This window comes from Streptomyces sp. NPDC001728 (assembly GCF_040297565.1).
In the GTDB taxonomy this organism is placed as follows: domain Bacteria; phylum Actinomycetota; class Actinomycetes; order Streptomycetales; family Streptomycetaceae; genus Streptomyces.
Map to the genome: position 1 here is coordinate 116,695 of NZ_JBEOZK010000014.1, position 17,693 is coordinate 134,387.

Genomic DNA, 17,693 nt, shown 5'->3' on the forward strand with positions numbered 1-17,693 from the left:
CCCGGACGGTCACGTCGAATCCAGCCGGTCACGGAAGAAGTAAGGAGCCGGGCCACCGCTCACACGGCCCGGCTCCGCCCCTTCCCTTCCGTACGCCGGAGGAGTCCGACATGGCCGCACCGACCCCCACGCTCGCCGTCCCCGCGCAGCCGCTCGCCGTCCCCGCGCAGCCCCAGGCCCCCGCCGTCCCCGCCCCGGCCTTGGCATCCGCCGTCCCCGCGCAGCCCCAGGCACCCGCCGGGCAGTCCGCGCCACAGGCCCCCGACGAGCCGCCCGCGCCCCGGTACGTCGTCGGCCTCGCCCGCGACCAGGAAGAGGTACGGGCCGCGCAGCGACTGCGCCACCAGGTCTTCGCCGGAGAGCTCGGCGCCCTCCTCGACGGCCCCGAGCCCGGCCTCGACTCGGACGCCTTCGACGCGTACTGCGACCACCTCCTCGTACGCGAGGAGACCACCGGCGAAGTCGTCGGCACCTACCGCATCCTGCCGCCCGACCGCGCCGCCGTCGCCGGACGCCTCTACTCCGAGAGCGAGTTCGACCTCACCCGGCTCGCGCCCATCCGCCACGACCTGGTCGAGGTCGGCCGCTCCTGCGTCCACCCCGCCCACCGCAACGGCGCCGTCATCGCCCTCATCTGGGCCGGGCTCGCCCGCTACATGACCACCACCGGCCACAACTGGCTCGCCGGCTGCTGCTCCCTCCCGCTCGCCGACGGCGGCACGCTCGCCGCCGCCACCTGGGACACCGTCAAGGCCAAGCACCTCGCCCCCGAGGAGTACTGGGTCACCCCGCACAAGCTCTGGAGCCCCGACGGCATCACCCGCCCCGAGGGCCGCACCGAACTCCCGCCGCTGCTGCGCGGCTACCTCCGGCTCGGCGCCCGGGTCTGCGGCGCCCCCGCGCACGACCCCGACTTCGGCGTCGCCGACCTCTACGTCCTGCTCTCGCTGCGCCGCACCAACCCGCGCTACCTCAACCACTTCCTGTCGCTCGCCCCGGCACGGTGAACCGGACCACGGCCCTCTCGCCGTGGCTCCCCACGGCGCCCTGCACCCCGGGCCACTGCGCAGCCCACCCCGGACGCGACCGGCACCCCGCCCACCCGGACGACGGCCCGCACCCCGCCGAGCACCCGGCGGGGGCCGTCCGGGCCGTGGCCCGGCTGACCGCCGGACTCGGCACCGTCCTCCTCGGCCTCCTGCTCGCCCCGGCGACCGGTCTCCTCCCCGCCGCCACCCGGCTCGCCCTCGTCCGGCACTGGTCGCGCGCCGTGGTCCGCGCCTTCGGCATACGCGTCCGGTACGAGGGAACGGGCGTCGCCACCGGCCCGCTCCTCGTCGTCGCCAACCATGTGTCCTGGCTCGACATACCGCTGCTCGCGGCGGTGCTGCCCGGCCGGATGGTCGCCAAGGCCGAGGTGCGCCGCTGGCCCGTCCTCGGCACCCTCGCCGCCATGGGCGGCACCCTCTTCATCGACCGCGACCGGCTCAGGGCCCTGCCCGGCACCGTGCGGACGATGGCGGAGGTGCTCGCCTGCGGCGGCCGGGTGATCGTCTTCCCCGAGGGCTCGACCTGGTGCGGCCGGGCCCAGGGGCGCTTCCGGCCCGCCGCCTTCCAGGCCGCACTGGACGCCGGCTGCGCCGTACAGCCGGTACGGGTCGACTACCGGCCGACCGCCGCCGCCGCCTACGTCGCGGACGACCCCCTCGGGGCCTCGCTGTGGCGGGTCGTCTCGACTCGCCGGCTCACCGCGGTCGTCCGGCCGGGGGAGCCGCTTCCCGCCCTCCGCCACCCGGACCGCCGGGCGCTGGCGGCGGCAGCTCAGCGGGCCGTCGCCAGCGACAGTGCGAACCTGCCCCCGCTCTCCGTCCACCAGCGGTCCAGATCGAGGCCCGCCTCGGCCAGCTCCGCCCGTACACCCGCCTGACGGAACTTCGCGGACACCTCCGTCCGCATCTCCTCGCCCGCCGCGAACGGCACCACGAGATCCAGCTCCGGGATCTTCACGGTCAGCGCGCGGCGGGCCCGCAGCCGCATCTCGATCCACTCCCGCTCGCGGTCCCACACCGCCACGTGGTCGAAGTCGGCGGGATCGAAGTCGGCGTCCAGCTCCCGGTCGATCACGGACAGCACGTTCTTGTTGAAGGCGGCCGTCACCCCCGCCGAGTCGTCGTACGCGGCGACGAGGGTCTCCTCGTCCTTCACCAGGTCCGTGCCGAGCAGCAGCGCGTCACCCGGCGTGAGCATGGCCCGGACCGAGCGCAGGAAGGTCCGCCGCTCCTCGGGGAGCAGATTGCCGATGGTGCCGCCGAGGAAGGCCACCAGGCGCGGGCCCGGTGTCCCCGGCAGCCCGAGCCCCCGGGTGAAGTCCGCGACGAGGGCGTGCACCCGCAGCTCCGGCCGCTCGGCGAGCAGCGACTCCGCAGCCCCCGTCAGGGCCGTCTCGCTCACGTCCACGGGCACATAGCTGTCGAGACCCGGCAGCAGCGCGTCGATCAGGAACCGGGTCTTCTCCGACGAGCCGGAGCCCAGCTCCACCAGGGTCCTCGCCCCGGTGGCGGCGGCGATCTCGGCCGCCCGTTCCTTCAGGATCTCCCGCTCCGCCCGGGTCGGGTAGTACTCGGGCAGCCGGGTGATCTCCTCGAACAGCTCGCTGCCCCGGGCGTCGTAGAACCACTTCGGCGGCAGCTCCTTGGGGGAGCGGGACAGGCCGTGCCGGACGTCGGCGCGCAGATCGGCGCCCGCGGCGTCCGGGGCGAGGGTACGGGTCAGCTGGAACGGGCTCACGCGGACGGCTCCTTGAGCGGGGTGAGGGTGACATCGGCGCGGTCGGCGGTCACGAGCGTGTGCTCGGGGACCTCCCGCCACCGGGGATCGTCGTCGTACGGTTCGGAGGCCACGACCACCCGGCCGGGACCCCGCACGTACCAGAGGCTGTTCCCCCAGGCGGTCGCGGCGATCCGCGCACCGTCGGTGAGCAGCAGGTTCAGACCGGAACCGGGAGCCGCCTCGGCGGCCTCCCGCACCGTGTCGGCCAGCGCGGGACCCGGCGCGTCCCCGGCGCGCAGCCGGTGCAGCACGAGCGCCCAGAGCAGCGCCGAGTCGGTCCGGGCCTCGACCCGGAGCAGTTCACCGGCCGGCAGCGTCGCGGCGAGCGGCACCAGCGATTCGGGCCACCCCGGGACGGCGCCGTTGTGGCTGAACAGCCAGGGTCCGGCCGCGAACGGCGCCGCCGCGGCCTCCCCGTCGGCGCCCGGCAGGGTGGCGCCGCGGACCGCCGCGAGCAGCGCCCCGGAGCGCACCACCCGGGCGAGGTCCGCGAAGGACAGGTCGCCCCAGATCGGAGCAGCCCGCCGGTACCGCGCGGGCACCGGATCGCCCTCCGCGTACCAGCCCACGCCGAATCCGTCGGCGTTCACCACACCGCTGGTCTGCGAACGGGGTTCCCAGGACTGGCGCAGCAGGGCATGAGGCGGCCCGACCAGCAGCTCGCCGAGCGCCACCGGATCGCCCACGAAGGCGATATGACGGCACATCAGTCAGGCTCCGCGTTCCTGGCCGTACGGAAGCCGGAGAAGATCTGCCGCCGGACCGGCAGGTCCCAGTTCCGGAACGTCCCCCGGCAGGCCACCCGGTCCACCGCGAACGAACCGCCGCGCAGCACCTTGTGCTCAGGCCCGAAGAACACCTCCGAGTACTCCTTGTACGGGAAGGCCCGGAACCCCGGATACGGCATGAAGTCACTCGCCGTCCACTCCCACACATCACCGATCAACTGCCGTACGCCGAGCGGCGACGCGCCCTCCGGGTAGCTGCCGGCCGCGGCGGGCCGCAGATGCCGCTGCCCCAGGTTGGCGTGTTCGGGCCCCGGGTCGGCGTCGCCCCATGGGAAGCGGCGCGACCGCCCGGACACCGGGTCGTACCGGGCGGCCTTCTCCCACTCGGCCTCCGTCGGCAGCCTGCGCCCCGCCCAGCGCGCGTAGGCGTCCGCCTCGTACCAGCTCACGTGCAGGACCGGTTCCTCCTCGGGCACCGGCTCCGTCACCCCGAAACGGCGGCGCAGCCACTGCCCGCCGTCCCGCCGCCAGAAGAGCGGCGCCGCGATGCGGTGCTCCCTGATCTGCGCCCAGCCCGCCGGCCGCCACCAGCGCGCGTCCGTGTAGCCGCCGTCCGCCATGAAGGCCAGATAGGCGCCGTTCGTGACCGGCGTGGTGTCGAGATGGAAGGCGGGCACGATCCGGGCGTGCGCCGGACGCTCGTTGTCCAGCGCCCACGCCTCGTCCGAGGTCCCCATGGTGAACGGGCCGCCGGGGACCAGGACTTCGGCGGGAAGTGGCCCACCCCGGAACGTAGGCGGCGGGGGAGCGGTCAGCGCCGCCGGACCCCTTCGCAGCTGATGGGTAATCAGCATCGTCTCGTCGTGCTGCTGTTCGTGCTGGGCGATCATCCCGAAGGCGAAGGCTGCGTCGAGCAGTGGACGCCCCTCGAACCGGGCCGTCTCCAGCACGTCCAGGACCCGGAGCCGGACGTCCGCCGCGTAGGCGCGGGCCTCGCCGGGGGCGAGCAGCGGGAGCGAAGGACGGCTGGCACGCGGGTGCTCGAAGGCGTCGTACAGCGAGTCGATCTCGGGCCGCAGCGCCTCCTGCCCGGCCACCGCCCGCCACAGCCACTGCTCCTCCTGGTTGCCGATGTGCGCCAGGTCCCAGACCAGCGGCGACATCAAGGGGGAGTGCTGGGTGGTGAGTTCACCGTCCTCGACACAGGAGGTGAGCAGCGCCGTACGCGCCCGCGCCACGGTCAGGGCGTCCAGAGCACGCTGCCGCGGGGCCTCCGCGTCCGGCTCCGCCTCGGTCGCCGTCATGACGTCACCACCTCCAGGTCGTCGGCCGGACAGCGCCCGGGGACCACGTACCGCTCGTGGAAGGCCGCGACCGCCCGTCGCACCTCCGGGCCCGCCCCGATCCGGGGCAGCGCCTCCAGAGCCGCGGCGAACACCGTGCGGGCCGCCGCGTGCAGCTCCGGATCGGCGAGACCGTCACGGGCCGCCGCCAGCCAGAGCGGATTGCGCGGCGCGCGGCCGGGGCCGGACCGCTCCGCGAGCGGCTTCACCGCCCGGTACACCGCCTCCGCCGCCTCGGGGTCCTCGAACACCGCCGTCGTCACCGCCACCGGCACCATCCAGCCGTCCGGGCCGGGCTGCGCGTCGACCATCCGCAGTTCCAGATGGCCGCGCGGCCGGACCGGCGGGAACAGCGTCGTCATGTGATAGCGCAGGTCGTCCACGTCGGCAGGCCGGGGCAGACCCGAACGCAGCCAGTCGCGGAAGGTCAGCCCCTCCGGCACCGCCCACGGCCCCTCGTCGGCCCGCACGCACATCACCGGTGTGTCCAGGACGTGCGATGCCCACTCCGCGCGCGGCTCCCCGTCGGGGGACGGCGCGAGCGCCCGCAGCGGGTCAAGGTCCGTCCACAGCGACTGCCGCGTCGAGCGCCAGCCCGTACGACGGCCGCCGTTCACCGGGGAGTTGGCGAAGGCCGCCACGAGGACCGCGCCCAGCAGATGCGCGAGCCGCCACCGACGGTGATAGCCCAGTGGGCCCGGCTCCTCCACACCGGCGTCGAGACAGATCTGCACCGAGGCCGAGTCGCACATCATCGCCCGGCCCGCCGGACCCGTACGGTCGAGCGCCGTCTCCATCGCGTCGTAACGCGGCTCGTGGAGCACCCGGCCGCGCGGCGCGTGCCACGGGTCCACCCCGTAGCCGCTGAGGGTCAGGCCGAGAGGCCCGAGCGCCGCCCGCACCGCGCCGAGGTCGGCGGCGAGCGGGTCGAGACACTCCATGAGCGATCCGGCCGGGCGCGAGCTGAGCTCCAGCTGCCCACCGGGTTCGAAGGTCAGGGACGACACCAGCGGCAGCGACCGCACGGTGTCGAGGGCCGCCGCGAGCCTCGGCGGACGGACCGGCAGCCTGGGGTCGCGCAGCTCGTGCACGAACCACTCCAGCTCCACCCCGACGGTGCGGGGCGGTCCGGTCTTGAAGCAGATACATCGCAGCAGATCCTCCGCCTCCCCCTCGGTGAGAGGGGGGCCGCCGCGCGGTATGCCGCTGGACGACATCCGTACACCTCCTGGTCATCGGGACGGGTCCCGGGGAGTTGCTGCTTCCACCTAAAGCCACCACCGACCGGCGTGCAAGAGCGCCCCGAGCCCCCGGGACGCGCCCCCTGTGCCCCCACCGGGCCGAAACCCCACGCCCGCGGTCCGGCCGGACGCGGCACCGCCCCCGGGGAAAATCCGTTGTCCCCGACGGGCGCGAAAGATCAAGCTGGGGCCATGAGTGCACGACTGCGCGCCCTCGCGCGTCAGACCGAGGAGATCGTCGCCGCGGGCCACTACCGCGCCCCGGACGGCCGGACCGTCTCCCTCGCCGAGGACCTGGCTGCCGCGCTGGCCGGAACCCGACTCCACGGCCCCGGGCCCGTCCCCGTCACCCCGGACACCGACCGCGTGCCCACCCTCCACGTCACCCCCGAGAGCAGCCTCCAGGCCGCCCGCCGGATGACCGGCGCCGACGCCGCCCGCCCGGTCGCCGTCCTGAACTTCGCCTCCGCCCGCAACCCCGGCGGCGGCTACCTCAACGGTGCCCAGGCCCAGGAGGAGGCCCTCTGCCGCTCCTCCGCCCTCCACGCCACCCTGCTCCGCGCCCCCGCCTACTACGCCCACCACCGCGAGGAAAGGGACGTCCTCTACACCGACCGGGTCATCCACTCGCCCGGGGTCCCCGTCTTCCGCGACGACCGGGGCGCCCTCCTCGACGCCCCCTTCACCGTCGGCTTCCTCACCTCACCCGCGCCCAACGCCGGTGTCGTCCGCCGCACCACCCCCGAGCGCGCCGGCCTGCTGCCCGCCGTGCTCGCCGCCCGCGCCGAACGCGTCCTGGAGACGGCGGCGGCCTCCGGCTACCGGCGGCTCGTCCTCGGGGCCTGGGGCTGCGGCGTCTTCCGGAACGCCCCGGAGGACGTGGCCGGCGCCTTCAAGGCCCTGCTCACCGGTGACGGCCGCTTCGCCGGCCACTTCGAGGAGATCGTCTTCGCCGTCCTGGACCGCGCCCAGGGCACCCCCACCCTTGCCGCCTTCGCCCGGGTTCTCTCCCCGGCCTCCTGACATGCGGCGCCAGGGGCTCCGTGCCAGGCTGAGGGGATACGGACCATCGTCCGACACCCGTCACGGGAGGCACGATCGTGGGCAAGAAACAGACCCGCACGAACCGGGGAGCCCGTACCGGCGGCCATGAGCACCGCACCGAGGCCGCCGCGAAGGAACAGACCTCGACGGCTCCCAAGAGCGAGACCTCGATGCCACTCGTCGAGCACGCGTCCCACCGCAAGGAACGGAAGTTCGGCCACAACTGAGCCGGAACGAGAAGCCCGACGGGGGTACGCGAGAGGGGCCCGGCGCCATGACGGCACCGGGCCCCCGCGTGTTCACCGGCTCCGTCACCGGCTCCGTCACTGTCACTGTCACTGTCACCGGCTCCGGCACCGGCTCCGGCACCGGCTCCGTCACCGGCTCCGTCACCGGCTCCGGCTCCGTCACCGGCTCCGTCACCAGCTCCGGTCTCCGGAGCCGACGTCACGGCTTCCGAAACCGCACGGTTCCGGAGGGCCACCACCGGTGTCGGCTACTCCCCGTCGCCGACCGTGATCTCCACGCTCTCCCCCGACGCCCGGGGCGCCGGCGGCACCGCGACGCCCAGCCGCTCCGGGGCGCCCGGGTTCATCGTGGCGAGCAGCTGCCGGGCCAGACCGAGCCCGGTCCCGCCCATGGTCAGCGCCTTGGCGAACACGTCCGCCATGCCGTCGGCGCCGTTCAGCAGCACCATCTGGTCGACGTTCCCGAACGCGGAAGCGCCCGCCTGGACGATCTCGGGCCACTTCTCCGCCAGCTGCTGCGCGACCACGGCCTCCTGGTTCTCCGCGAGGGCCGCCGCCCGCGCCTTGATCGCCTCGGCCTCCGCCAGACCCTTCGCCCGGGTCGCCTCGGCGACCGCGAGCCCCCTGGCGTGCTGCGCCGCGGCCTCGGCCTCACCCGTGAGCCGGGTCGCCGTCGCCGCGGCGGCGCTCGCCAGCTCGGTCTCCTTCGCCTCGGCCTCGGCCGCCGAGATCCGGGCGTCACGCTCGGCCGCGGCCAGCGTCCGGGTCTCGTACGCCATCGCGTCGGCCGGCTTGCGGACCTCCGCCTGGAGCTGCTGCTCCTTGCGGTGTCCCTCCAGCTCGGCGACCCGGGTCTCCTGGACGACGACCTCCTGGCGGGAGGCCGCGTCGGCCAGCGGACCGGCCTGCCGGGCCCGCGCGGACGCCTGGTCCCGCTCGGCCTGGTAGCCCGCCTGGAGGATCTCGCTGTCGCGGGTCGCCTCCGACATCCGGGCCGCGGCCTGCTGCTCGGCCTCGGTCGCCCGCCGGTTCGCCTCGGCCTGAGCGATCCGGGCGTCGCGCGTGACGGCCGCCGCGTGCGGGGCGGCGAGGTTCTTGATGTACCCGGTCGGGTCCTCGATCTCGTGGATCTGGAGCGAGTCGACGATCAGACCGAGCTTCTCCATCTCCGTGCCACAGGCCGAACGCGCCTGTCCGGTCAGCTTCTCCCGGTCACGGATCATGTCCTCCACGGTCAACCCGCCGACGATGGCGCGGAGATGACCGGCGAAGACGATGTGCACACGCTCCGACATCAGCTTCTGCTGGTCGAGGAAACGGCGGGCGGCGTTGGCGATCGACACGAAGTCGTCACCGACCTTGAAGATCACCACACCGCGGACCTTGAGCGGGATGCCCTGGTGGGTGACGCACTCCACCGAGAGCTGGGTTTCGTTCAGGTCGAGCGAGAGCTTGCGCACCGCCTGCACCCCGGGCAGCACCAGGGTGCCGCGACCGGTGACGATGCGGAAGCCCATCCCCGCGCCGAGGCCTTCGTTCTTGTGGTTGGAACCGGAGATGATCAGCGCCTCGTTGGGTTCCGCGACGCGCCACATCATTTTGAACACGATGATGAGAACGGCGAGGGCGCCGACGACGACGCCCGCCAGAATGCCGAAACTCATGGGCAAGGTCCCCCTTCACCGGAGCCGACATGGATCCGGTGAAGGGAGTGTGCGCCCGTGACGGCCGCGGCTCAACGGTTCGGTCAACTGTCGTACGCGGCTGTGACATAGACGGTGCGCGGAGGGAGATGCTCCATGACCATCACCACCGTCCCGACCTCGATCCGCTCCTTGGCCGAGGCCGGATGGGCGAGGAAGTGCTCGGCGCCGCCCCGGATCCGGACGATCACCTCGCCGACGAGGCCGGGCCCGACGGTGCCGGTCACCCGGCCGAGCAGTCCCACCATCGCGGAGTCCATCGACGCGTCGTCCATGACTGAACGGTACGTCAGATCCAGTCGTCCAGGGCGGACATGAACCCGTCGAAGTCGTCCCGGTGGATCGTGTGGCCCGCCTTCGCCACCGTACGGACGGTGAAGCCGCGGCCCTCCAGCATCCGGGCCGCCGCGGGGGAGACCAGCAGGCTCGGATCGGCGAGGGTGACCAGGGAGGGGACGCTCGCGCGGGACGGCCACAGATCGGCGCCCATGCATCCCGTCAGACCGTGGGCCGACCGCTCGTCCCAGTCGCGTACGGACGCCATCTCGGTCTCGACGTCCTCGTCCGGCCAGTGCGGGTTGAAGCCCTTGATCTGCGCCCGGGTCATCGTCTTGCCCCGGACGAAGAGGTCGGCCCGGTAGCCGCCGAGGTGCCAGGCCGGGTCGGAGAAGACCGCGCGGGCCGGTGCGAGCCGGTCGAGCGCACCGGCCAGAACGAGTCCGCCGAGCGAATGACCGAGGGCCAACTCGGCGCCGGCCGGAAGGGTTTCGACGAGGTCCTCGACGTGGTCCTCCGGCCGGTACGCCTCCGGGCCCGCGGCCCGCGGGCTGGCCCCGTGCCCCCGCAGGTCCACCGCGACCACCCGGTAGCCGCGCTCCGCGAGCGCCGGTCCGACCCGCCGCCAGGTGCGGTGGTCGGCCATGAGGCCGTGGACGAGCAGGGCGATCCGGTCACCGGATCCCCAGGTGGTGGTGTGCAGGCGCACGGTGCCGCCTCTCTGACGGTGTTCTGCGGGCGCCGACGCGGATCAGCGCACGCTGCGGATGGGGCGCACGGCGAGTGCGCCGAGCACCGACAGTACGGCGGCGATCAGGAACAGCGCCGTGTACCCGCCACTGAGCGAGACGATGAGCGAGGCCACGAACGGGGCGACGATCTGCGGGCCGGCGTTGGCGACGTTGAGGACGCCCATGTCCCGGGCGGCGTCCTCGGCCTTGGGCAGCACCATGGTCACCAGGGCGGTGTCGACGGCCATGTAGCAGCCGAAGCCGAGCCCGTTGACGACGGAGAAGGCGAGCATCGCGGTCCAGCTCGCCGACAGGGCCGGGATGAGCAGGGCGACGGCGGCGAGCGCGGCGGAGGCGCCGACGAAGAGCTTGCGCCGGTCGAACCGGTCCGAGAGCCAGCCGCCGAGCACGGTGGAGACCATCATGGCGACCGCGTTGAGCGGCATGAGGATCGCCACCGCCTCCTCGGCGCTCAGCCCGGCGGGCAGCTCGGTGTGGTCCTTGAGGATGTACAGCTGGAACCCGGCGACCGAGAAGTAGCCCAGGATGAGCAGGGCGCGGCCGATGAAGGCCCAGCGGAAGTCATGGTTCTTCAGGGCGCTGCCGAAGGCCGCGAGCTGCTCCTTGACGGGCATCGGCGCCTTGGCGGGCATCCGCTCCTCGCGGGCGCAGGTGGTGAAGAGCACGGCGGTGGCCGCGATGATCGCGCCGAAGACGAGGTAGCCGGTGCGGTAGTGCTCGGAGAAGGCCGCGCCGACGAGGGCGCCGATCGTCGAGCCGATGGGGAGGCCGAGGCCGACGGCCGCGGAGGCCTTGCCCCGGGCGGCCAGCGGGACCCGGTCGGGCACCACGGAGGTCAGGGCCGCCTGGTAGACGTTCATGACCGCCTGGCCGAGACACCAGACGATGGTCACGAGCAGGATCGTGTGGACGCTGCCGAGGAGGAACATCACCGGGAGGGCGAGCAGACCGCCGGCGAGGATCCACGGGTTGCGGCGGCCGGAGCGGTCCGAGAGGGCGCCCGCCACCGGGTTGAACACGGTGGCGAAGATCGCGGAGATGCCGGAGACGAGGCCGAAGTTCGCCACCTTGTCGACGGGGTCGATCTCCTCGATCTGGAGGGCGAGGAGCAGGCCGGGGACGCCGATGTACAGGGCGTACATGGCCGTGTTCCCGGCGAGGAGCAGGGGCAGCAGGCCCCGCGTCGGCCGTGCGGTGGCCGAGGGGGAGTCGGGGCCTTGGGTCGTAGAAAGGGCCACGTTGCCCTCCTGGGGAGATCGCCCCGAGGAAGGGGCGAGAAGCGGATCGAGCGAGGGAATTACTCGTGTCACTGACACGTGTAAACACTGTGTAGCACTCGTTTCCGGCCATCCGCCAGTCCCTGAGCCGGATCGTTCTGGAAAGATGCCGGAGCGATGAGCAAGCCAAGCGAACATTCCCCCGAACGTCCCGCCGGACGGCCGGTCCCGACCAGCGCCGATGTCGCCCGCCTCGCGGGCGTGTCCCGGGCCACCGTCTCGTACGTCCTGAACAACACCTCTTCCGTCCGCATCAGCGAGCCCACCCGCCAACGGGTGCGCGAGGCGGCCGAGGCGCTGGGGTACGTGCCGCACGCCGCCGCCCGCAGCCTGCGCGCCGGCCACAGCCGCATGGTGCTGATGCCCAGCTCGCACGTCCCGGTCGGACCGCTGTACAGCGAGCTCTTCAACGAGTTCCAGTGGGCTCTGCGGCGCCTCGACTACACCGTGGTCCAGTACGGCAGCGTCGGTCTCGAAGCCGACGAGGCCGCCCGCGCCTGGGCGGAGCTGCGGCCGGTGGCCGTGGTCTCGCTCGGCGAGATCCAGCTGACCCCGCAGGGCGTCGAGATCCTCAAGCGGTCCGGCGCGAGGGCTGTGATCACCCTCGGCACCGGCAGCGTCGAGGGCGCCCACGCCCTGGTGTCGGACCAGACACGCGTCGGCGAGGTGGCCGCCGCCCATCTGATCGAGGGCGGCCGGCGCCGCATCGGGGTCGTCGTGCCCGAGGAGCCGGGGCTCGCGATGTTCTCAGGCCCCCGCCTCGAAGGCGCCCGGCGGGCCGCCGAGGGCACCGACGCCACCGTCGTACCCCTGACATTGCGGTACGACGAGGAGTCGGCCGACGCGCTCGCCGGGCGCTGGCGCGAGCTCGGCCTCGACGCCGTCTTCGCCTACAACGACGAGTACGCGATGCTCCTGATGAGGTCGCTCCAGGACGCGGGCGTCGCCGTGCCCGAGGACACCGCCGTCATCGGCGCCGACGACCTCCTCCTCGGCCGTCTCCTGCGGCCCCGGCTCAGCACCGTACGGTTCGACATGGTGCTCGGCCGCGAGCTGGCGGAGCTGGTCGACCGGGCCGTACGGGAGCCGGAGGTGCCGCCGCGCACCCGCGCGATGCCGGACTCGCGGGTCATCCGGCGGGAGTCCAGCTGAACGCTTAGCGTCGGTGCATGAGCACTGTTCCGAAGCGTTTCGAGATTCTGCTGGTGCCCGCGCACGTCGAGGACCGGGGCGACGCGTCCGTGACGGACAGCGCCGTTCGCTCCGCCGTCGTCGAGGCCACCGGGCGGCACGGCGAGTCGGGTTACCCGATCTACGAGGGGCACGGCATCAGGGCCGACATCGACCCCGAGACGCGGACGGTGGAGGCCCTGCTCGTCGACGGGCGCGAGCTCGACTACGGCCTGACGGTCCTGGTGCGGCCGACCGCACGCGCCTGACCTGGAGGCTTCTCCGCGTCTCGGCCCGCCGTGCCGCCGGGCGCGGCGCGCCGCAGTGTCGGGAAAGGGCCCGTTGACACGGCGGGCCTCCGGGCAGAGACTCTGCGCGCGCCGGGGCGAAAATCCTTTCACCAGGCGAACAGAGTCGTTCCGAAGGCCACGTGGGAGAGAACCGATGAGCATCCGCGACGTCTACATCGTCGACGCCGTCCGCACCCCGATCGGGAAGTTCGGCGGCGCCCTCGCCTCCGTCCGTCCCGACGACCTCGCGGCACACGTCGTGCGGGCGCTCGTCGACCGCTCGCCGGCGCTCGACCCCGCGCTCGTCGACGACGTCTACTTCGGTGACGCCAACGGCGCGGGCGAGGACAACCGCGACGTGGCACGGATGGCGGTCCTCCTCACCGGACTGCCGGTCTCCGTCCCCGGCGTCACCGTCAACCGGCTCTGCGGCTCCGGCCTCGAAGCCGTCGTCCAGGCGGCCCGCGCCATCGCCCTCGGAGACGCCTCCGTGGCCATCGCCGGCGGCGTCGAGTCGATGTCCCGCGCCCCCTGGGTGCTGCAGAAGCCCGAGCGGGCCTTCCCCGCTGGCCACCAGCAGCTCCACTCGACCACCCTCGGCTGGCGCATGACCAATCCGCGCATGCCCGCCGAGTGGACGGTGGCGCTCGGCGAGGGCGCCGAGCAGATCGCCGACCGGCACGGCCTCACCCGCGAGCAGCAGGACGCCTTCGCCCTCGACAGCCACCGCAAGGCCGCCGAGGCCTGGGCGAAGGGCCTCTACGACGACGAGGTCGTGCCCTACCCGGGCGTGGACCTCGCCCGCGACGAGTGCATCCGCGAGGGCTCCACCATGGAGACCCTCGCCAGGCTGAAGCCCGCCTTCCGCCCCGAGGGCGGCACCGTCACCGCGGGCAACTCCTCGCCGCTCAACGACGGCGCGGCGGCCCTGCTGCTGGTCGACGAGGACGGACTGCGCGAGACCGGACGGGAGCCGCTGGCCCGCATCCGCGCCTCCGCGGTCACCGGCATCGAGCCCCAGCTCTTCGGACTCGGACCCGTCGCGGCGGTCCGCCGGGCCCTGGAGAAGTCCGGGCGCTCCTTCGCCGACCTGAGGACCTTCGAGCTCAACGAGGCTTTCGCCGCCCAGGCGCTCGGCTGCCTCGCCGAATGGCCGGAACTGGACCCCGAGATCGTGAATCCTCGCGGCGGGGCGGTCGCCCTCGGCCATCCGCTCGGCGCCTCGGGTGCCCGGCTCGCCGGATCGGTGGCCCACCAACTGGCGGCGGCGGGCTCGGGCACCGGCCTCGCCGCCCTCTGCATCGGAGTCGGCCAGGGCCTCGCCCTGGTCCTGGAGCGCTGAGCCCGCAGGGCCTCACACACGGCGCGAGGGGGGCCTCTCCCGTCCCCCCCTCGCCGTGGGTCACTTCTGCTCGGCCGCCGCTGCCGCCACGGACTTGCGGACCTCGTCCATGTCCAGCTTCCGCGCCTGGCCGATCACGTCCTCCAGCGCCGCTTCGGGCAGCGCGCCCGGCTGCGCGAAGACCGCCACGTTGTCCCGCACGATCATCAGCGTCGGGATCGAGCGGATCTCGAACGCCGCCGCGAGCTCCTGCTGCGCCTCGGTGTCGACCTTCGCGAAGACGAGGTCCTGGTGACGCTCCGACGCCGCCTCGAAGACCGGCGCGAACTGACGGCAGGGACCGCACCACGAAGCCCAGAAGTCGATCAGGACGAATCCGTTGCCGCTGACGATCTCGTCGAAGTTGTCCTTGGTGAGCGTTACGGTGCTCATGCTGCCTACCTTTCGGGGGTCTCCTGGCGGTGTCCTCACGGTCCCCTGGGGACTCGACCGGCACAACGGCGTATCGAGCCGTGCTATTCCGGCTGCCTGGAGCAGACTGGGGCCCATGACACGAACGGTCGAAGCAGAACACGAGTACGCGTACGACGTGGTGGTACTGGGCGGCGGCCCGGTGGGGGAGAACGTCGTCGACCGAGTGCGGGCCTCCGGCCTCACCGCGGCGATCGTCGAGAGCGAACTGCTCGGCGGCGAGTGCTCGTACTGGGCCTGCATGCCCAGCAAGGCGCTCCTCCGGCCGGTGCTCGCCCGCTCCGACGCCCGAAAGGTCGCGGGGCTGCGCGAGTCGGTCTACGGCCCGCTGGACGCCCTGGAGGTCTTCGCCCACCGGGACGAGGTGGTCGGGCACTGGAAGGACGACGGCCAGGTGGACTGGCTGGACTCGATCGGCGTACGGGTCTTCCGGGGGCACGGCCGCCTCCACGGCCCCCGCCGGGTCGAGGTCACGGGCCCCGAGGGTGAGCGCCATGTCCTCACCGCCCGGCACGCGGTCGCCGTCTGCACCGGCACCCGCGCCGTCCTCCCCGACCTGCCCGGACTGGCCGGGGCGCGGCCCTGGACGAGCCGCGAGGCCACCAGTTCCGGCGAGGTGCCCCGGCGGCTGGCCGTCGTCGGCGGGGGAGTGGTCGGCGTGGAGATGGCCACCGCCTGGCAGGCCCTCGGCGCGCAGGTGACGATGCTCGTACGGGGCGGGGGCCTGCTCCCCCGGATGGAACCCTTCGCCGGCGAGCACGTGGCCGAGGCGCTCACCACCCGCGGCGCCGACATCCGTACCGGCGTCTCGGTCAGCGCGGTCGTACGCGACGGCGGTACGGGACCGGTCACCGTGGTCCTGGAGGGCGGCGACCACGTCGAGGCCGACGAGGTGCTGTTCGCGACCGGCCGGTCGCCGCGCACCGAGGACATCGGTCTGGACACGGTGGGCCTGGAGCCCGGCTCCTGGTTCGACGTCGACGACAGCCTCCGGGTCACCGGCAGCGACTGGCTGTACGCCGTCGGGGACGTCAACCACCGCGCGCTCCTCACGCACCAGGGCAAGTACCAGGCGCGGATCGCCGGCGCGGCCATCGCCGCCCGCGCCCAGGACGGCAAGGCCTTCGACGGGGCGGGCTGGGGCCCGCACGCGGCCACCGCCGACCACGCCGCCGTTCCCCAGGTGGTTTTCAGCGACCCCGAGGCGGGCGCCGTCGGCCTGTCGCTCGCGGAGGCCGAGCGGGCCGGGTTCCGGGTGCGGGCGGTCGACCTCGACATGCGGCAGGTCGCGGGCGCCGGACTGTACGCCCAGGGCTACCGGGGGCACGCCCGGATGGTCGTCGACCTCGACCGCGAGGTGCTCCTCGGCGTGACCTTCGTCGGTCCCGGCATCGGGGAACTCGTCCACGCGGCGACGGTCGCGGTCGTCGCCGAGGTCCCGATCGCCCGGCTGTGGCACGCGGTCCCGTCGTACCCCACGCTGAGCGAGGTGTGGCTGCGGCTCCTGGAGGCGTACCGGGGCTGAGGGCTCGTCAGGCGCTCGTTGTTGAAGGGGAGGCACCACCCCGACCACCACCGAAGCCCCCGTCGCCCACGCCGACCTCGTCCTCACCGGGGCCCGGATCCACACCGTCGACGCCGCGCTGCCCGAGGCCCAGGCCCTCGCCGTCCGTGCCGGACGGATCGTCTGGATCGGCTCCGACACCGAGGCCGGCCTCTGGACCGGACCCGGCACCCGGGTCCTCCGGGCCGACGGCAAGCTCGTCCTGCCCGGCTTCGTCGACGCCCACAACCACGTCCGCCTCGGCTCCGACGACGCCTGCGTCCAACTCGCCGGCGCCCGCTCCCTGGACGCGATCCACACCCGGATCCGCGCCTGGCGCACCGCGCACCCCGACGCCGAGTGGATCGAGGCCGAGGCCTTCGACTACTCCGCGATCCCCGAAGGCCGCATGCCCACCGCCGCCGACCTCGACCCGGCCACCGGCGACACCCCCGCCCTCGTCCTCAGCTACGACGTCCACACCGCCTGGCTCAACACCGCCGCGCTGCGGCGCCTCGGCGTCGACCGCGACCACACCGACCTGCCCTTCGGGCGGGCCGTCACCGACCCCAACACCGGCGAACCCACCGGATTCGTCAAGGACTTCGCCGTCAAGGGGCTCTCCCGCGAGGGCCACCGCGCCCTGCGCGAGCTCGGCCTGCCCTGGGCGGCGCCGGACCGGCGGTACGGCCGGCTCGCCAAGAGCCTCGACGGCCGCGCTCCTGGAACCGTACGCGGCTGCTCCCGCCACCGCGGCGACACCTTCTACCCGCCCGGGGAGTTCGCCGAACTGCTCACCCGCCTCGACGCGCGCGGCTTCCAGTGCTTCGTCCACGCCACCGGCGACCGGGGTATCCGTACGGTCCTCGACGCAGTCGAGCGGGCCCGCGCGGCCAACGGCCCGCGCGACGCCCGCCACCAGGTCGTCCACGTCGAATGCCTCGACCCGGCCGACACCCCGTGCTTCGCCGCGCTCGGCGTCGTCGCCTGCATGCAGCCCCGGCACGCCGCCCCGGACATCGCGGGACCGGGCCAGGACTGGGCCGAGAACGTCGGCCCCGACCGCTGGCACGAGGCCTGGCCGCTGCGCAGCCTGCACGCCGCCGGCGCCGTCCTCGCCCTCTCCAGCGACTGGAACGTCGCCGAGATGGACCCCATGGTCGGCATCCACGCCGCCGTCACCCGCCGGCCGCCCGGCGGCGGGGAGGCCTGGACGGCGGGTGAGACGATCGACGTCGCCACCGCCGTCGAGGGCTAAACGATGGGCTCGGCGTACGCCAACTTCCCTGAGGAAGAACGGGGTTCGCTCACCGTCGGCAAGCTCGCCGACTTCGTCGTCCTCTCCCGCGACATCCTCCGCATCGCGCCGGAGGACATCCCCGGCACGGTCGCGGAGACCGTGGTGGTGGGCGGAGAGGTCGTCGTGGAACGCTGAC

18 protein-coding genes and 1 pseudogene are annotated in these 17,693 nt (G+C 73.6%); 9 read left to right on the forward strand and 10 right to left on the reverse strand.

The features are described 5' to 3' along the window. The first annotated feature begins 110 nt into the window (after positions 1 to 110). Positions 111 to 1,007 (forward strand): GNAT family N-acetyltransferase, encoded by an 897-nt coding sequence (locus tag ABT154_RS21730; protein ID WP_351858479.1) that lies wholly within the window; start codon positions 111 to 113, stop codon positions 1,005 to 1,007. After that, the gene (locus ABT154_RS21735) at positions 1,004 to 1,927 is read left to right on the forward strand and encodes a lysophospholipid acyltransferase family protein (protein WP_351858480.1); all 924 of its coding nucleotides are present in this window, start codon (positions 1,004 to 1,006) and stop codon (positions 1,925 to 1,927) included. The genes ABT154_RS21730 and ABT154_RS21735 overlap by 4 nt, the downstream gene beginning before the upstream one ends. On the opposite strand, the gene egtD is transcribed toward ABT154_RS21735, so the two are convergent. Genes egtD through egtA form a run of 4 tightly spaced genes read right to left on the reverse strand, consistent with a single transcriptional unit; the run spans position 1,822 to position 6,117 of the window. Then, entirely contained in the window at positions 1,822 to 2,787 is a 966-nt protein-coding gene (egtD, locus tag ABT154_RS21740) for an L-histidine N(alpha)-methyltransferase (protein ID WP_351858481.1), read from the reverse strand. The genes ABT154_RS21735 and egtD overlap by 106 nt on opposite strands. Then, a complete protein-coding gene (gene egtC / locus ABT154_RS21745; RefSeq protein WP_351858482.1) occupies positions 2,784 to 3,536 on the reverse strand; it encodes an ergothioneine biosynthesis protein EgtC in 753 nt (250 codons plus the stop codon). The genes egtD and egtC overlap by 4 nt, the downstream gene beginning before the upstream one ends. Further along, positions 3,536 to 4,861, reverse strand: coding sequence for an ergothioneine biosynthesis protein EgtB (gene egtB / locus ABT154_RS21750; protein ID WP_351858483.1), 1,326 nt, complete (start codon positions 4,859 to 4,861; stop codon positions 3,536 to 3,538). The genes egtC and egtB overlap by 1 nt, the downstream gene beginning before the upstream one ends. Then, a complete protein-coding gene (gene egtA, locus ABT154_RS21755) occupies positions 4,858 to 6,117 on the reverse strand; it encodes an ergothioneine biosynthesis glutamate--cysteine ligase EgtA (RefSeq protein WP_351858484.1) in 1,260 nt (419 codons plus the stop codon). The genes egtB and egtA overlap by 4 nt, the downstream gene beginning before the upstream one ends. A 216-nt stretch (positions 6,118 to 6,333) precedes the next feature. Here egtA and ABT154_RS21760 point away from each other — a divergent pair, with 216 nt between their 5' ends. Then, positions 6,334 to 7,164, forward strand: a complete 831-nt coding sequence (locus ABT154_RS21760) for a TIGR02452 family protein (protein WP_351858485.1) — start codon at positions 6,334 to 6,336, stop codon at positions 7,162 to 7,164. Between the two features lie 77 nt (positions 7,165 to 7,241). Next, positions 7,242 to 7,412, forward strand: a complete 171-nt coding sequence (locus ABT154_RS21765) for a hypothetical protein (RefSeq protein ID WP_199863556.1) — start codon at positions 7,242 to 7,244, stop codon at positions 7,410 to 7,412. Positions 7,413 to 7,681: 269 nt separating this feature from the next. Here ABT154_RS21765 and ABT154_RS21770 read toward each other — a convergent pair whose 3' ends face one another. The 4 genes from ABT154_RS21770 to ABT154_RS21785 form a co-directional block, all read right to left on the reverse strand. Then, the gene (locus tag ABT154_RS21770; protein WP_351858486.1) at positions 7,682 to 9,097 is read right to left on the reverse strand and encodes a flotillin family protein; all 1,416 of its coding nucleotides are present in this window, start codon (positions 9,095 to 9,097) and stop codon (positions 7,682 to 7,684) included. 83 nt (positions 9,098 to 9,180) lie between these two features. Then, on the reverse strand, positions 9,181 to 9,411 hold the full coding sequence (locus ABT154_RS21775) for an NfeD C-terminal domain-containing protein (RefSeq protein ID WP_056561854.1): 231 nt from the start codon (positions 9,409 to 9,411) through the stop codon (positions 9,181 to 9,183). Between the two features lie 14 nt (positions 9,412 to 9,425). Beyond that, positions 9,426 to 10,121, reverse strand: a complete 696-nt coding sequence (locus ABT154_RS21780) for an alpha/beta fold hydrolase (protein ID WP_351858487.1) — start codon at positions 10,119 to 10,121, stop codon at positions 9,426 to 9,428. A gap of 42 nt (positions 10,122 to 10,163) precedes the next feature. Then, a complete protein-coding gene (locus ABT154_RS21785) occupies positions 10,164 to 11,402 on the reverse strand; it encodes an MFS transporter (RefSeq protein ID WP_351858488.1) in 1,239 nt (412 codons plus the stop codon). Between the two features lie 156 nt (positions 11,403 to 11,558). On the opposite strand from ABT154_RS21785, the gene ABT154_RS21790 reads away from it, so the two are divergent. From ABT154_RS21790 to ABT154_RS21800, 3 genes are all read left to right on the forward strand, one after another. Beyond that, a complete protein-coding gene (locus tag ABT154_RS21790; RefSeq protein ID WP_351858489.1) occupies positions 11,559 to 12,593 on the forward strand; it encodes a LacI family DNA-binding transcriptional regulator in 1,035 nt (344 codons plus the stop codon). A gap of 17 nt (positions 12,594 to 12,610) precedes the next feature. Next, positions 12,611 to 12,880 (forward strand): hypothetical protein, encoded by a 270-nt coding sequence (locus ABT154_RS21795; RefSeq protein WP_351858490.1) that lies wholly within the window; start codon positions 12,611 to 12,613, stop codon positions 12,878 to 12,880. Positions 12,881 to 13,055: 175 nt separating this feature from the next. Beyond that, entirely contained in the window at positions 13,056 to 14,243 is a 1,188-nt protein-coding gene (locus ABT154_RS21800; RefSeq protein WP_351858491.1) for a thiolase family protein, read from the forward strand. 60 nt (positions 14,244 to 14,303) lie between these two features. Here ABT154_RS21800 and trxA read toward each other — a convergent pair whose 3' ends face one another. Continuing rightward, positions 14,304 to 14,675: a thioredoxin gene (trxA, locus tag ABT154_RS21805; RefSeq protein ID WP_317875066.1), complete on the reverse strand. Its 372-nt coding sequence runs from the start codon at positions 14,673 to 14,675 to the stop codon at positions 14,304 to 14,306. Positions 14,676 to 14,790: 115 nt separating this feature from the next. Here trxA and ABT154_RS21810 point away from each other — a divergent pair, with 115 nt between their 5' ends. Beyond that, positions 14,791 to 16,239, forward strand: a complete 1,449-nt coding sequence (locus ABT154_RS21810; RefSeq protein ID WP_351858492.1) for a dihydrolipoyl dehydrogenase family protein — start codon at positions 14,791 to 14,793, stop codon at positions 16,237 to 16,239. A 7-nt stretch (positions 16,240 to 16,246) separates the two neighbouring features. On the opposite strand, the gene ABT154_RS21815 is transcribed toward ABT154_RS21810, so the two are convergent. Then, on the reverse strand, positions 16,247 to 16,576 hold the full coding sequence (locus ABT154_RS21815) for a hypothetical protein (RefSeq protein WP_351858493.1): 330 nt from the start codon (positions 16,574 to 16,576) through the stop codon (positions 16,247 to 16,249). Between ABT154_RS21815 and ABT154_RS21820 the strand changes: the two are divergent. Continuing rightward, a pseudogene (locus ABT154_RS21820) lies at positions 16,481 to 17,692 on the forward strand (amidohydrolase). The gene ABT154_RS21815 and the pseudogene ABT154_RS21820 overlap by 96 nt on opposite strands. Position 17,693: the final 1 nt, after the last annotated feature.